The sequence below is a fragment of the Neobacillus sp. C211 genome (assembly GCF_051842875.1).
In the GTDB taxonomy this organism is placed as follows: domain Bacteria; phylum Bacillota; class Bacilli; order Bacillales; family Cytobacillaceae; genus Neobacillus.
The window spans coordinates 1-15617 of sequence record NZ_JBPXRO010000014.1; the positions used below are offsets into that span (position 1 = coordinate 1).

The 15617-nt window shown below is 36.1% G+C and carries 15 protein-coding genes; 13 read left to right on the forward strand and 2 right to left on the reverse strand.

Annotated features, from left to right (window positions below; genetic code table 11):
- Together ACSU6B_RS14460 and ACSU6B_RS14465 are read left to right on the forward strand one after the other, a co-directional pair.
- Positions 1 to 184: hypothetical protein (locus ACSU6B_RS14460; protein WP_410886175.1), on the forward strand; the 184-nt coding region annotated here is incomplete at its 5' end.
- Between the two features lie 222 nt (positions 185 to 406).
- A complete protein-coding gene (locus tag ACSU6B_RS14465; RefSeq protein WP_410886177.1) occupies positions 407 to 1765 on the forward strand; it encodes an arsenic transporter in 1359 nt (452 codons plus the stop codon).
- 21 nt (positions 1766 to 1786) lie between these two features.
- On the opposite strand, the gene ACSU6B_RS14470 is transcribed toward ACSU6B_RS14465, so the two are convergent.
- Both ACSU6B_RS14470 and ACSU6B_RS14475 read right to left on the reverse strand, forming a co-directional pair.
- Positions 1787 to 2392 carry a VanZ family protein gene (locus tag ACSU6B_RS14470; RefSeq protein WP_410886179.1) on the reverse strand — a complete coding sequence of 202 codons (606 nt, stop codon included), beginning with the start codon at positions 2390 to 2392 and terminating at the stop codon, positions 1787 to 1789.
- Positions 2393 to 3730, reverse strand: a complete 1338-nt coding sequence (locus ACSU6B_RS14475; protein WP_410886420.1) for a D-serine ammonia-lyase — start codon at positions 3728 to 3730, stop codon at positions 2393 to 2395.
- A 171-nt stretch (positions 3731 to 3901) separates the two neighbouring features.
- Here ACSU6B_RS14475 and ACSU6B_RS14480 point away from each other — a divergent pair, with 171 nt between their 5' ends.
- The 11 genes from ACSU6B_RS14480 (at position 3902) to ACSU6B_RS14530 (ending at position 15615) form a co-directional block, all read left to right on the forward strand.
- Positions 3902 to 4702, forward strand: coding sequence for a hypothetical protein (locus ACSU6B_RS14480; RefSeq protein ID WP_410886181.1), 801 nt, complete (start codon positions 3902 to 3904; stop codon positions 4700 to 4702).
- A 149-nt stretch (positions 4703 to 4851) separates the two neighbouring features.
- The gene (map, locus tag ACSU6B_RS14485; protein ID WP_410886183.1) at positions 4852 to 5592 is read left to right on the forward strand and encodes a type I methionyl aminopeptidase; all 741 of its coding nucleotides are present in this window, start codon (positions 4852 to 4854) and stop codon (positions 5590 to 5592) included.
- 95 nt (positions 5593 to 5687) lie between these two features.
- Positions 5688 to 6101, forward strand: a complete 414-nt coding sequence (locus ACSU6B_RS14490; protein WP_098934885.1) for a MerR family transcriptional regulator — start codon at positions 5688 to 5690, stop codon at positions 6099 to 6101.
- Positions 6102 to 6190: 89 nt separating this feature from the next.
- On the forward strand, positions 6191 to 7501 hold the full coding sequence (locus tag ACSU6B_RS14495; protein WP_215001286.1) for a hemolysin family protein: 1311 nt from the start codon (positions 6191 to 6193) through the stop codon (positions 7499 to 7501).
- Between the two features lie 335 nt (positions 7502 to 7836).
- Positions 7837 to 8457 carry a sugar transferase gene (locus tag ACSU6B_RS14500; RefSeq protein WP_410886422.1) on the forward strand — a complete coding sequence of 207 codons (621 nt, stop codon included), beginning with the start codon at positions 7837 to 7839 and terminating at the stop codon, positions 8455 to 8457.
- 16 nt (positions 8458 to 8473) lie between these two features.
- Complete coding sequence (tuaB, locus tag ACSU6B_RS14505) at positions 8474 to 9934, forward strand: teichuronic acid biosynthesis protein TuaB (RefSeq protein ID WP_410886185.1); 1461 nt, start codon at positions 8474 to 8476, stop codon at positions 9932 to 9934.
- Positions 9934 to 11127: a teichuronic acid biosynthesis protein TuaC gene (gene tuaC / locus ACSU6B_RS14510; RefSeq protein WP_410886187.1), complete on the forward strand. Its 1194-nt coding sequence runs from the start codon at positions 9934 to 9936 to the stop codon at positions 11125 to 11127. The genes tuaB and tuaC overlap by 1 nt, the downstream gene beginning before the upstream one ends.
- Positions 11128 to 11168: 41 nt before the next feature.
- Positions 11169 to 12503 carry a UDP-glucose 6-dehydrogenase TuaD gene (gene tuaD, locus ACSU6B_RS14515; protein WP_410886189.1) on the forward strand — a complete coding sequence of 445 codons (1335 nt, stop codon included), beginning with the start codon at positions 11169 to 11171 and terminating at the stop codon, positions 12501 to 12503.
- Positions 12504 to 12515: 12 nt separating this feature from the next.
- Complete coding sequence (locus ACSU6B_RS14520; protein WP_410886191.1) at positions 12516 to 13448, forward strand: NAD-dependent epimerase/dehydratase family protein; 933 nt, start codon at positions 12516 to 12518, stop codon at positions 13446 to 13448.
- Between the two features lie 32 nt (positions 13449 to 13480).
- Entirely contained in the window at positions 13481 to 14923 is a 1443-nt protein-coding gene (gene tuaE / locus ACSU6B_RS14525; RefSeq protein ID WP_410886424.1) for a teichuronic acid biosynthesis protein TuaE, read from the forward strand.
- 14 nt (positions 14924 to 14937) lie between these two features.
- On the forward strand, positions 14938 to 15615 hold the full coding sequence (locus ACSU6B_RS14530; RefSeq protein WP_410886193.1) for a hypothetical protein: 678 nt from the start codon (positions 14938 to 14940) through the stop codon (positions 15613 to 15615).
- Positions 15616 to 15617 lie beyond the last annotated feature (2 nt).

Below are 15617 nucleotides of genomic sequence, written 5' to 3' on the forward strand. Positions count from 1 at the left end.
AGCTCAGGCAGTTCAGGCAGCTCAGGCAGCTCAGGCAGCTCAGGCAGCGGTAGTAGCGGCAGCCACGGTAAAAAGGGCCCAAAAGCTAAAAAAGGTCCAAAAGCTAAAAAAGGCAAAAAACACTAACAGTAGCAACCGATACTTTCAAAAGTATCGGTTTTTTTGTACATTTCTTGTTACATAAACCTATTAAAATGCATGTGTGTCATTCGTCTATATATAAAAATATAGGTAAAAATCTAGTAGAATTTTTGAAAATACTTCTAGTTACATGCTGATTTATGAAAAGACGAGACATTCGTTTAGAACAAGCCTTCACATTGGGACGTACTATAAAGCAAAGGATAAGAAGGAAATAAACGGAAAATAATGAACGAATTTTTTGTGAAGGGAGTAATTTATTTATATGTATCATCAATCGACGGTAATCATTACCATCTTTGCTTTTATTCTAACAATGGTCCTGATCTTTATCCGTCCAAAAAATATGAATGAAGCAATCCCAGCGGCAATAGGCGCCACTATTGTTTTTGTAAGTGGAAGCGTTTCGACTGGGGATTTATTAGATATAAGTTCAAAAGTTACGGGGGCTGCAATTACCATCATCGCCACAATTGTTATGGCCATCGTACTTGAAAGTTTCGGTTTCTTTAGCTGGACAGCTGCGTTAATGTTGAAAATATCGAAGGGTTCGGGTATTCGATTATATTGGAATACTTTAATACTCTGCTTTTTAATGACACTATTTTTTAATAACGATGGAAGTATCTTAATTACTACACCAATCCTGATCTTAATTTTAAATAATCTAAAGTTAAAAAACAGGCAAAAGATACCGTTTCTCTTAAGTGGTGCGTTAATTGCGACTGCTTCAAGTGCTCCAATAGGTGTTAGTAACATCGTTAATCTAATAGCCTTGAAAATAATAGGAATGGATTTGTATCTCCAAACGGAAATGATGTTTGTTCCTGGGGTTCTGGGATTACTATTTTTATCCTATCTATTATTCCTAGTTTTTAAGAAAGATATTCCGAAAGAAATCCGCTTCCATTCCTACTCCATTCCACTGCATAAAAACCGCCCATATCATCCATTACAACAAGACTCGGAAACTTTATTCAATCAACAAAAGAAACTCATGATCAATATGCTCATCTTTGTATTCCTTGTACGGATTAGCCTTTTCGTCGCATCCTTTATTGGCATCTCAGTCTCGTTGGTAGCTGTGTCTGGTTCGGTTATCTTGCTTTTATGGAGATGGATTCACCTAAAGGTAAATCCGAAAGATGTGATCGGTAAAATTCCGTGGCATATTTTAATATTCGCCTTTTGTATGTATGTCATCATCTATGGTTTACACAATATTGGATTATCGAATCTTCTTATAAGCTATCTAAAACCAATCGTTAATAATAGTCTGATTCATGCTAGTTTAACCATGGGTGTCATAACAGCATTTCTTTCAAATATCTTTAACAACCATCCAGCCTTAATGATTTCAACCTTAGCCTTGACGGATATGGGACTAGAACCCCTATTAACGAAAACCGTTTACTTATCAAACATCATTGGCAGTGATATTGGGTCTCTGATCCTCCCAATCGGAACTCTTGCAACACTACTTTGGATGCATATTTTAAAGACTAATAAGATTAAAATAACTTGGATGGAATATATAAAAGTGACCATTGTTGTCATACCTCTAACCCTAATTTTCACGCTAATTAGCTTGTATTTATGGCTATTACTCGTATTTGCCGCTTGATAATGAATGATACTAAAGGACTCATCTATCGATGGGTCCTTTAGTATTCGGGATATTCACCACTTGTTTAACCAAAGGAAAGAGAACGCAGCCTAGATAAATTCCAAGTAAATTTAAAATCAAATCGTCTATGTCCAAGCTCCCACGATGGGAAACAAATTGCAAAACCTCAATGCATGCAATCATCAATGAAGCAATAAATAATGCCTTCCATTGAGAAAACTGTTTATACCTAAGGAATAGGCCATAGGGAAGAAACAAACCAATATTAGCAGCTAGATTATAAAAGGAAATTAACCAGTTCACTTTTCCTGACAAATAAAATGCAACGGTGGAAAAGGGGACAAGATTCATTGAGTGATAGCTTTGCTCGTTTGGACGGAAAAATAACAATATCACAAGTGCAACCGTGTAGAGAGTTAACCCTCCCAAAAAGAGTGGGTAGGGAAGATTGATCGTTTCTTTCCGGATAAATAGAACCAACCATAAGACCAACCAAACAATACAGAACAGGACCACTATTAAAACGATTGGGTGTAAATATGAAACTAGTCGAATAAAAACAGGTGAAAAAAGAATAAATATAACAAAAGAAATCATCATTGAAATAAATAATGTTTTTCTCAATTATTTTGATCCTTTTTGATAATATTCTGCCATCATTTCTGCAGGAACCATGCTTCCACCAGTCGCCCAAACGATATGTGCAGCATTGCTCATTTTATCCAATAAATTATGGTTCCATAAGTAATCATTTCCCTCTCTACATAAGAAAACCGGTCCAATCATCCCTGCGAGTGCAGAAGGCTCTAAATGAATTTCTTCAGTATCGACAAGATCCTTGAGCAATTTGTATAATTGTTCGTCGCTTATTGTATAACTTCCACTTAAGAAAGGGTCAATAATTTTGCCGACAAATCCCGAGGGTCTTCCGACAGCAAGTCCATCTGCATCGGTGACATTGTCAATTCCGATATCCTGAACAGAAATTTGATCATGTAATCCCGTCATTAATCCGAGTAACATACAAGGAGAATGGGTGGGTTCAGCAAAGAAACAGTGGACGTTATCTTTAAACAATTGCTTCAATCCAAATGCTACGCCTCCTGGACCACCGCCAACCCCACATGGCAGGTAAACGAATAAAGGGTGGTTTTCATCAACTGTGATTTCTAACTGTTCTAACTGCTTTTTCAACCGGGAGGCGGCCACGGCGTATCCTAAAAATAAATCACTTGAATTTTCATCATCCACGAAATAACAACTAGGATCTGCTTTTGCTTGGATGCGTCCTTGCTCGACAGCTTTGCTGTAATCGGCTTCATATTCAATTACCTGCACATTTTTGCTGCGAAGCAAGTCCTTTTTCCATTGTTTTGCGTCCGCGGACATATGAACTGTTACCTTAAACCCTAATTTAGCACTTATGATACCAATACTTAGCCCTAAATTTCCAGTAGAACCGACGGCAATAGAATAAAGGGAAAAGAAGGATTGGAATTTTTCACTTGCTAGAATGGAATAATCATCTTGAAGGGTAAGCAATTGATGTGAAAGAGCCAATTCTTCTGCATGTTTGAGTATTTCATAAATACCGCCTCGCGCTTTAATTGACCCAGAGATTGGCAGGTGACTATCACACTTTAGTAATAAATCACCTAAGTTAGGCTGTCCGTAATCCTGGGCTAATTTTTGCTGCATTGATGGTATGCTCACTAATGGAGATTCAATGATCCCATTTGCTGCTTTTGTTTCCGGGAAAACCTTAGCGAGATAGGGAGCAAAACGGTTCAATCTTTCTTCCGCATCTTTAATCTCATCTACAGTCAGCGGAGATTTTTCAATCCCTTGCTGAGAATTTTCAAGGTTAGGATTCATCCAAAATACTTCATCTAATGATTTGAGTTTTTCTAATAATGGGAGTTTTTTGCTATCGAGCCATGTTTGTATTTCTTTGTTATTCATGTTCTTCATTGGGATACCTCTGTCTTTTGGGATTATAATCAGCGTTTTTTTAGAATATATATATTTTATCACAAGAATATTTTTGCTACGTTATAAATTGTAAAGTAGTCGCTTGTCTTTAACACTTGTTTTCTTCTTGCATATGATTTAAATAAAAGGCATGTGAGGGACATGTATTTAGTTGGCTTTTACTCTCCAAAAGCAAAATCAGGTGTAACTGAATTGTCTTTATCCATTTATAATTGGATTAAATTAAATACAAATATAGCTGCAGCATTCATTTCTTACGGGACCTTAGAAAAAGAAGAGACCTCAAATGAGCTCATACACGAATTTTCGAAATTAACTTTAATCGAACAAAAACGAAAAGTGAAGTTGATGAAAAACGAGTACGATATCATTATTTATGATGCATCAAGTCAACTTTCCGAAGGAGTCTTAAAGCTTTTACCGATTGTTGACCGGTTATTTGTTGTGGGTGAAGAACATACTGATTTTGCCGTTAAACTGCAAAAAATTATTCAATTTGATAAAATTTTTGATAAAAGCGTCAAAAATTTTATTACACATTTAAGAGGTAGTAAAACGTTTATTATTCGTGAAAATAAGGAAGATCGTGTGATTGGATTCAACTTCTCAAAAAATGAAACAAATACTATTGGTCAGATGGTGTATACAGACTATGTAACACGGTATATTGAAGAGAAATTCATTGAAAAAAATATTAAAATATTTAAGAAGATCTTACGTATACCTAAGAAGGACTTGTATAAAGGCTTACATGAATTAGGTATTGATTTTGAAAAGGCACTGCTCTTTCATGAATATGTTTTTCTCCGGGAAGCGTTAGGTCAAGATTACCAAGAAGCACTAGAAAACCTCTTTCCACTTTTAATTAATTCCACCTACAAAGAAATTTTTGAAAAATTTCAAAATGAAATAAATTTTATTAAAAAAGTAAAATTATTATGATGGATAAAAAACAGTGTTACATTGGGTAACTCTGTTTTTTGTTGTTTTAATCATCATGAAATTATTATGCTTGGATTTTATCTGAGGATAAATGTACAATCTAATAGGTGAACGTTTATTAAGATAAAATAAAATAGGTGGGAAAAAGCATGATTGCAAAGACGGAAGAGGATTTTAATGGATTGAAAGAAATTGGCAGAATCGTTGCCGCGATTCGCGATGAATTAGTGCAACGAGCGGTACCTGGGGTAACTACTAAAGAGCTCGACGATATAGCTGGTCAGTTATTTGAGAAGGAGGGCGCCATTTCTGCTCCAAAGGGGGAATACGATTTTCCCGGGTTTACGTGTATTAGTGTCAACAAAGAAGTGGCTCATGGAATTCCGAGTGATCGAGTGATTCAAGAAGGAGATCTTGTTAATATAGATGTTTCTGGTTCCAAGAACGGTTATTTTGCAGATACAGGCGTCTCGATTGTAATTGGAAAAGGTGAAGAAATTTTATCAAAAATTTGCGCTGTTGCAAAAGAGGCATTTGAAGCTGGTCTTAAAAAAGCAAAACCAGGTTCCAAAATAAACGGGATGGGTAAAGTCGTTTTCCAAACAGCTAGAAATCATGGATTAACCGTTATTAAAAATCTTACAGGACACGGTATTGGACGAACAATCCATGAAAAACCTGAATATATTTATAATTATAATGAAACCTCTGACAATGGATTGCTTAGAGAAGGAATGGTTATTGCATTTGAACCATTTATCTCAACCCATGATGAAGAAGTGTTTCAACTAGAGGACGGCTGGACCTTTGTTACAGAAAAAAGCTTTGTTGCTCAGTACGAACATACACTTATCGTAACTAAAAACGGACCAGTCATATTAACACGCTGATAACCATAGATCAAACCGGAACGTTGACTGTACGGTTTGATCTATGGTATATTTAATTTAACATTTAACTGGGAAGGGGTGAGTAATTTGGGGAGTTGTATCGAATTGGTGAAATAGCAAAATTAAAGAATATTTCCAAACGGACAATTGATTATTACACCCAAATAGGCTTACTTAACCCTATTCGGACGGATTCTAATTATCGATTGTACAATGAGGAGTGTCTTCAAATTTTAAATATGGTTGAACATTATAAAAATTTGAATATGCCCCTTGAGGAAATAAAGTCTTCCATTGAATTGATTAAGTCAGATAATACAATTGATAAACAAAAAGTAGAAAAACATGTGGAGCAGATTGCTAGTATTATGCAGCATCTGAAAGAAGAAATAAATGTCATGGAACCTATTCTTCAAAAATTAAACAACCAGCAAAAAGAATCACTTGTTAATAAATTATCATCAGAAGGCGTTACATTGGCTCAAACATTATTATTATTGTTTAGCTAAGTATTAATTTATTATTTTGATAGAAAATAAATAAACTCGTAAAAAAACAGGAGGTGTATTCCTTACTTATCTATTAAGTAAGGAGACTATTGATAATTAGTAATCTACTAATAATAGCAATTTTAATTGCATTTACAGCATTTTTTGTGGCATATGAATTTGCTATTGTTAAAATCCGCGGTACACGTATTGATCAGCTCGTTAGCGAAGGGAACAAGAACGCGATCGCGGCAAAAACGATTGTTACTAATCTTGATGAATATTTATCTGCATGTCAATTAGGAATTACCGTTACAGCTTTAGGGCTCGGGTGGTTAGGAGAACCAACGGTGGAACTTATCCTTCATCCACTATTAAGTTACTTTAACATGCCAGAATCAATATCAGGCATTACTTCATTTATATTAGCGTTTGCATCAGTAACTTTTATTCACGTAGTTGTTGGGGAGCTTGCACCAAAGACGTTTGCCATACAAAAAGCGGAAGAGGTCACTTTGATTTTTGCAAGACCGATGATTCTCTTTTATAAAATAATGTATCCATTTATTAAAGCACTAAATGGTTCAGCTCGTTTCATCGTCGGAGTTTTTGGACTGAAACCTGCATCAGAACATGAAGTAGCACACTCAGAGGAAGAACTTCAATTAATCATTTCCGAAAGCTATAAGAGTGGGGAGATTAATCAATCTGAATATAAATATGTGAACAATATTTTCGAATTTGATGATCGAAACGCCAATGAAATTATGGTACCGCGTACTGAGATTATTGCTTTTGATATCTCACAATCTTTAAATGAATGTCTTCAAATCGTTACCGCAGAAAATTATACAAGGTATCCGGTTATCGATGGTGAAAAGGATAACATCGTCGGTATGGTAAATATGAAAGAAGTTTTTACCGAATATATTAAAGGCAAGAATGTTGAAACATCGATTCAAGAGTATGTTCGCCCAGTTATCCAGGTTATTGAATCGATCCCAATCCATGATTTGCTCCTGAAAATGCAAAAAGACCGTGTTCATATGGCCATCTTAATGGATGAATATGGCGGTACAGCAGGATTAGTCACTGTCGAAGATATTTTAGAAGAAATTGTTGGTGAAATCCGTGATGAGTTTGATGCGGATGAAGTACCTGAAATTAATAAAATTAGTGAAAATAAAACCATCGTTGAGGGTAAAGTCCTAATTGATGAAATTAATGATTTATTCGGTTTAGACCTTGACGATTCAGATATGGATACCATCGGTGGATGGATCTTATCAGAAAAAATGGATGTCGTCGAAGGCGATAAAGTTAGATATGATGATTATGAATTTAAAGTGCTTGAAATCGATGGTTACCATATTAAATCATTAGAAATTTTAAAAATTGCCAAGCAAGAATCGATTGCTTAAACTAACTCCCTCTTGTCTAGATAAGAGGGAGTTTTTTTGTAACAACCTATAAGAATCTAAGAAACTGACACAAAAAGGAAAAGTCCAAATCCTTATTGTGTCAGTTTTTTCATTATATCGTTATATCTACCTATACTTTGTAAAAATCTTTACAAAGTATTTAGAAACTTAATATATATTCTAAATATTTTACAAACTCTTCACCAGTACTCAACAGCAACTTCAAGTTTTGTACCTATACTTTACGTATGGATTAGCAAAACTCTTATTAATAAATCTTATGGGGTGGTACATTTGTGAGTACTGAAAAAAGCTACAATTTCTACCAAGATTATTTGACGGTCCCAGCCTCTAATCTCACATTATCAAAGAATGTGGAACATTATCTCTATTTAAAAAGAGTGTATGATATTTTTCTTGCAGCTACTGGGTTTCTTATCGCACTGCCAATCATTGTAATATTTGCTGCCCTCATCGTCCTTGAAACACCAGGTTCACCATTTTATGTTCAGGAGAGGATTGGGAAGAATGGAAAACGTTTCAAGATGGTAAAGTTACGATCCATGAGGAATGATGCTGAAAAGGAGGGGGCCAAGTGGGCAGTGGTAAATGACCCTCGTATTACAAAAGTGGGAGCATTTATCCGAAGGACTCGTATTGATGAGCTTCCACAATTAGCCTCTGTTTTAAAAGGAGACATGTCAATTGTAGGTCCGAGACCCGAAAGACCATTCTTTACAGCGAAATTTAATAAAGAGATAAAGGGATTCGAAAATCGGCTGCTTGTTAAACCGGGACTCACAGGTCTTGCTCAGGTTAGTGGAGGATATGATATTTCACCAAAAGAAAAACTTAAATTCGACCTGGAATACATACAAAATTTAACATTTTCGCTTGAAGTTAAAATTATTTTGAAGACGTTCAAGGTAATTTTCACCGGAGAGGGAGCTCGTTAATAAAGGCGGGAAGCAAATGACAGTCATAAGAAGCCAACTACATAAAGGAGTAAAGTGGACTGGGATTTCTACACTTATAATTACAGCCATCCAAGTCATCCAGTTTGCATTACTTGGAAAATTAATGAGCCTATCCGAATTCGGGCTGGTAGGAATGATTACCACGATTGTAGTGTTTGCTCAGATATTGCTTGATCTTGGTTTTGGTTCAGCTGTCATTCAAAAAGAAGAGGTTACGGCTCGTGTCTTGTCAACTCTGTTTTGGCTAAATGTACTAGTAGGAATCGGGTTGTTTCTGATCTTATTCCTCTTTAGCCCTCTGATTGCTTTGTACTTTCAGCGAAGTGAATTAGTCGAACTTATACGAATTTTGGCCGTGATGTTTTTAATCGCTCCGGTTGGGCAGCAATGCCAGTATCTGTTGCAAAAAGATTTACGTTTTAATTTACTGGGGGCGATTGAAGTAGGGACTACGTTATTTTCCTTTTTAACATTGGTGATTCTTATACTTACCATTAGTCCGATTTATTCCTTTGTTATTTCACAAGTCGTGCTGAATTCATTAAAAGGCATTCTTTATTTTATGTGTTATCAAAAGAAATGGCGGCCCTCATTAATATTTGATTTGTCGGAATGCAAGGAATACATGTCGTTTGGGGCATACCAATTAGCCTCACGGTTAGTCAATCGAATTGGCTCCAACCTTGATGTCATATTAATCGGCCGATTTATGGGTGCAGAGGCACTTGGTATATATAATCTTGCCTATCAAATTGTAACGATTCCGGTCTTAAAGATTAATCCGATTATTACCAGAGTTGCTTTTCCGGTTTTTTCGAAAAGTCACCAAAATCCAGTTTTATTAACAGATGGATTCTTACATATGACCAAGCTATTGAGTCTAGTTTCCTTTCCCATCTTGATGGGTCTCACAGCGGTGTCTAATGTGTTTATTTTAACTATTTTTGGAGAGAAATGGCTGGACGCCGTTCCAGTTGTGCAAATCATGGCAGTCGTAGGCATTCTTAGGGTTTTAATGAATCCAAATGGATCAGTTATTTTAGCAAAAGGGAAAGCAAATATAGCTTTTTATTGGGATGCTGGGGTTCTCATTCTGTATGGTGCTTCTTTATGGCTAGCTGTCATGTCGAATAAATTGGAGGTTGTAGCCTGGACCTATGCAGGAGTAAGCCTGGTGAACTTCTTAATAGGAAGATGGTTATTAAACTGGTTGATTCAACTCCGTTTTCGGCAATATCTGAAAACTATTTCGATACCATTTCTATTATCTTTGCTCATAACTATAATCGCTTTTTGTCTGAAAGAGGTTTCTATTTATTATTTTTCTCAGACCAGTATTTGGCCACTTATTTTTTCAGTAGGCATAAGTGGGGTTGTCTATATTTTTCTACTGTATAAGATGTATCCCCCTTTTTTCTTAAGAATCATAAAAAAACAAATAAGAGAGCAAACATAATGAAGATTTTATGGATTACAAGTATATATCCAAGTGACAAGAAACCTGGTCTTGGTGTTTTTCATGAAACTCAAGTTCAAGCATTAATCCGGTTAGGTGTAGAGGTTACAGTGATTTGTCCTGTGCCGCGTCATCCAACTTTGATCAAATATGTAAAAAAACAATACCGTGTTAATAACGAGATTCCAGTTAAGTATGTGCGAAAAGGAGTGACGGTCTACCGTCCGCCATATTTAGCACTTCCGGGCCAACTTAGATGGGCCCAGCCGGATAAACGTATCGCTGCCACCATCTTAAAAACAATGTCTGATTATGACATAGAGCCAGATTTAATTCACGCACATTTTGCGATGCCGTCTGGAGGGGCAGCGAGAATTGTTGCCGAACAAAAAAAGCTGCCGTGGATTTTAACGTTACATGGCAGTGATGTAAATATTTATCCAAATTTTAGTGCAGGTGCAAAAAAAGCATTTGAACATACTGTACAGGCTGCAAATCTGGTATTGGCAGTGGGTGAGAGCCTAAGGATTAGAGCAAAGGAGCTAGCAGGCAGAGATAGCATGGTACTCCCCATAGGTGTTGATTTATCACGATTTCAACCTGCAGATGAAACTAAAATGGAAATTAGAAGACGCCTTCAACTCCCTGAGGAAAAGAAGATTATAGTTTTTATCGGAAGGTTAACACAAGAAAAAGGAGTTTTTGAACTGGCTTATTCACTTCAATGGCTTCCTAATGATGTAGCTATTGTATTTGTTGGAGATGGACCAGCTAAAGATAAATTAAGGCAGCATTCCGATTTTAATAGAAGACTGTTCTTAACAGGGCAAGTTGAAAATGAAAGAGTAAGTGATTATTTGTTTGCTAGTGATGTGTTTGCTCTCCCCTCTTATACAGAAGGGATGCCAACCGTTGTCATTGAAGCATTAGCCCTGAAGGTGCCTGTGATTTGTACTGAAGTGGGAAGTGTTCCGGAATTATTTGGTGAAAATCGTTCGCTATTAATCGAAAGTAAATCGGTATCAAGCTTAGTAAATCGAATAAACGATATTTTAAATAGAAATCTTTTTACCCCGCAGGTTCAGCATGAACTATATGAAAATATCAAAAAAAACTATCATGTTGATCACAATGCGGTTTTGCTTAAAGCTGTCTATAAGCGGACGATAGAATCCATTTATTCAACTTTATAGTCTTTTCTGCAAGTAATTAAGAACTGGAAGGATTGATAAGGATGAAAAAAATAGCTGTTATAGGAACTGGATATGTTGGTCTCGTCTCTGGTACATGTTTTGCTGATTCAGGAAACCAAGTTACTTGTTGTGATATTGATGAATTGAAAATAAATGATCTCAAACAGGGGATCATGCCAATTTATGAGCCTGGATTAAAAGAGTTGGTCCACAAAAATGTTCGGAAAGGAACACTAAAATTTAGCGCTAATATTAGTCAAGAGATACAGGATGCTGAGGTTATATTAATTGCAGTTGGGACCCCAATGACATCATCAGGTAAAGCTGACTTAACCTATATAAAACAAGTCGCTAAATCGATTGGTGAAAATTTAAATGGTTACAAAGTAATTGTCACAAAAAGTACCGTGCCCGTTGGCACTGGAAAATTAATAGAATCTGTGATTAGAGAATATGGCAAAGGAAAACATCCTTTTGACGTTGTCTCCAATCCTGAATTTTTAAGAGAAGGTACTGCTATTAAGGATACGATGAATATGGAGCGCGCAGTAATTGGAGCCACAAGCGAAAAAGCTTATCAAATTATTGCGGAAATTCATCAGCCCTTTACAGCAAATATAGTGAAAGCCTCATTAGAAACAGCTGAAATCATTAAATATGCTGCCAATGCATTTTTGGCGACAAAGATTTCATTTATCAATGATATAGCCAACATTTGTGAACGCGTTGGTGCTGACGTTACAAAAGTGTCCCAAGGCATTGGTTTAGATAGCCGGATTGGCAATAAATTTTTACAAGCCGGTGTTGGATTTGGTGGATCCTGCTTTCCAAAAGATACGGCTGCCCTTCTGCACATTGCCGAGGATTGTGGGTACGATTTCAAATTAATCAAGGCTGTCATTGATACAAACGAAGGGCAAAGGGTACAGCTGGTGAAAAAATTGTTACGTGCATTAGGTTCTTTAAAAGGGAAAACCATTAGTGTTTTAGGATTAGCATTTAAACCAGATACCGATGATATTCGGTCTTCTCCGGCATTGGATATTATTCCTTACTTAACAGAGCAGGGGGCAATCGTTAAGGCATATGATCCGATCGCGATTGTAGAAGCAAAAAAACAGATCGGTTATCAGTGCACCTATTCAGAGGATATATATGAAACTATCAATGATTCAGATGCATGTATGATCTTAACAGACTGGATGGACGTAAAAAAATTGGATTTACCATTAGTAAAGCAATATATGAATCAGCCTCTGATTGTTGATGGTCGGAATCTCTTTGACTTAGAGTTGATGAAACAACTTGGATTTACCTACCTTTCAGTTGGAAGACCAGCCATTCAATCAAAATCAATTATATCAAAGGCATTATAGGAGGTTTTTCTAATGAGTAGAGTAATAGTTACAGGCGGTGCGGGATTTATTGGCTCTCATATAGTAGAGGAATTGCTGCAACAAGATTTCAATGTCACAGTGATTGATAATTTTTCAACTGGTCGTCGAGAAAACATCGATCATTTACCTATTGAAGTCATTAATCACGACATAACCGATCCAAGTGTCATTGAATTAATTCATTCCCTATGTCCAGATTATATTATCCATCAAGCAGCCCAAGTAAGTGTGGCAGAGTCTGTCAGGGACATTCTATTTGATGAAAAAGTAAACATTAGGGGATCTCTTCATATTATTAATGCTGCGATTAAAGCAAAGGTGAAGAGAGTTGTTTTTGCTTCATCCGCGGCTGTGTATGGAAATCCTGTTGCATTGCCTGTCACCATTTCTCACCCAACGCAGCCGGAATCACCATATGGACTTACAAAGTTATCTGTTGAAAAGTATTTAAAATTGGCTTGTAAACTGTATCAACTGCCATATAGTATTTTGCGATACAGCAATGTATACGGACCAAGACAAGACGCAAAGGGTGAAGGGGGAGTTGTAGCTATTTTTTCAAATCAACTGACCGAAAATAGAACACCCGTTATATATGGGGATGGAGAGCAAACAAGAGATTTTATTTTTGTTAAAGATGTGGCAGCTGCAAATGTAAAAGCACTTAATGCAAAGGAAAATATTTGTGTTCATGTGGCATCTGGATCACGCATTTCCATCAATAAACTGTTTGAAACGATGAAAAAAACTGCTGGTTCGAATCTGCAACCAATCTATAAACAAGAACGCCCAGGCGATATTCGGCATAGTATTCTTTCCAATGAAGAAACAAAAACATTACTAAATTGGGAGCCGTCTATCAACCTATACGAAGGGTTGCAGGAGACACTCCAGTTCTCAAAGGATAAACAATTGCTATCTTAAATGGTTAGTTTGAAAAAGGAGAAGGAAGTTTGATGCAAAGTAATCCTCTAGTTAAACAAGCAACAGGTGTGTCAGCTTTTCTCTTAGTAGGCTTTGCCATCACCTATTCACTTGTTGAAATGCAGATTGAAATGATGGTTTTTCTTGGGTTATGGGCGATTCTCGTCTTAACTTTTTTAATAAAAATCAACGTTATTAGTAAACCGCAATTTCCTAGCGCTATGTACTTACTAGTCATGACAACATTTTTGAATCAATCTGTTTTAAACATTCATGTTGGATTTTTTAGTTTATTTTTGTATCGGTTGGTACTGATTGCAGCAGTTACTCTCTTTTTGGTTCATGTTATGAAAGAAAGGAATCTTCCTCAAATTTGGAATCAAGTAAATGTAAAAGGTGTTCTGCTTTTTCTACTGTTTTGGATGGCTTATGGCGCGGTTTCATTGCTTTGGGCAAAATCGGTTATAGAGGGAATTAAGTCGTTATTTCTTTTGGGTATGGGAATATCGTTTATCTTTTTGGCCGTCTTTACATTCAGGAAAATGATCAACTTGTACCTGTTTTATGGAATTTGGATGTTTATGACAGTCATTTTAATGGTGATTGGATTAATCAATCATTTAGCACATATCCAGCTGCCTACGTCGACATTGTATGGTGCCCCAGAGTATAAGCTGTCATATCCAACATCTGTTTTCTTTAATCAAAATGATTTTGCCACTTTTCTTACAATATCATTCTTTTTTTATCTATCTTTTACAAAAAATAGTAAACATGTATTTTTGAAAACAACCAGCTTACTTTTTGCAATTATTTGTGTATATCTCATTTATTTGACGGATTCACGGGCTAGCTTGCTTGGAGTCATGATTGGCTTAGTCGTTTATATGTTTATCCTTCTTCCGAGATATCTAAAGAGAATAGCAGCTATTATAGGTTCAGCAGTGTTTCTATTGGGTGCGATCGTATTTTTCGCCAAGTTAGACGACTTGTTTAGCGCTTCGACTTTTAGTACTAGTAATGAAATGCTTTCATCTAATGTAGCGAGATTAAATTTACTGAGGAATACCCTTCACTTCTCATTAGATACCTTCGGATTTGGGGTTGGGGCTGGCAATATCCCATTCTATTTAAAAAACGAGTCAATCTATGCAACAAATCATGTTGTAGAGGTGCATAATTGGCTTGCTGAAATAATGGGCAACTTTGGGATTTTTATTTTGCTAGGTTATATAACTATGTATGCCTATCTTTTCATAAGACTCTACAAATTTTATAAAGTTGGAAGCAACAGGAACCAAAAGGGGTTACTTGAAGCATGTATGATGGGGCTTATTGGATTCGCTGTTTCAAGTATCAGTCCGAGTTCAGTTAGTAATCTATTTTTTCATTGGGTATTTCTAGGTTTAGTGATTTCTACGGTTTCTGTGCTTAAGGACAAGAAAAATCAACATCATGAAGAAAATTCCTACTAAGGAGCAAGGTTCAAATGGGACAAATGATTCAAAGTTTAAAAGAAAGAATGAACAAATACTTCCTAATATTATTAGCAACTACGATTTTGCTGGGCGTAATCGGATGGCTTCTTCCCGTAGGACATGAGAAATCAAATTATACATTAGAAGCATCGTTAACCTTAGGAAACTATGATAATCCTGAGCTAAATGATCCTAAACGTGTCATCATTTTGTTAACAAACGCTCCTTTTTATGAAGAACATTTGAAAAAGCTATGGGAAGAAAAGTCTGAGGAAATTAGGACGAATTTACATGTAACCATAGGTCCGTATAACATGATTAATCTTTCGTATTCAGATGAATCAGAGGAAAGCACAGCCCAGATTCTTAACGAGATTACAAGTGCCTTTTTGGCCATCGATCAAGATATGTTCCAAGAAAAACAGAAAATCATTCAAGAATCTATTGATGTAATAACGAATGAAAAAGTAGGACCTGAGGCAAAAGTAGACCAGCAACGTTTCTTATATGAACTTAATACGGCTCAAAATGACATAAAACATGCTGCATTATTAAAACCTGCTGATATTAATGCAATAAATACTGAAAATAGAGCCTTCAACTCAAAGGAAAGAGCAGTATTAGGGATTTTATTGGGCGTAACATTAAGCTTTTTATGGATCGTTTTCCCCGTCATTTTCCGGGAATAGTC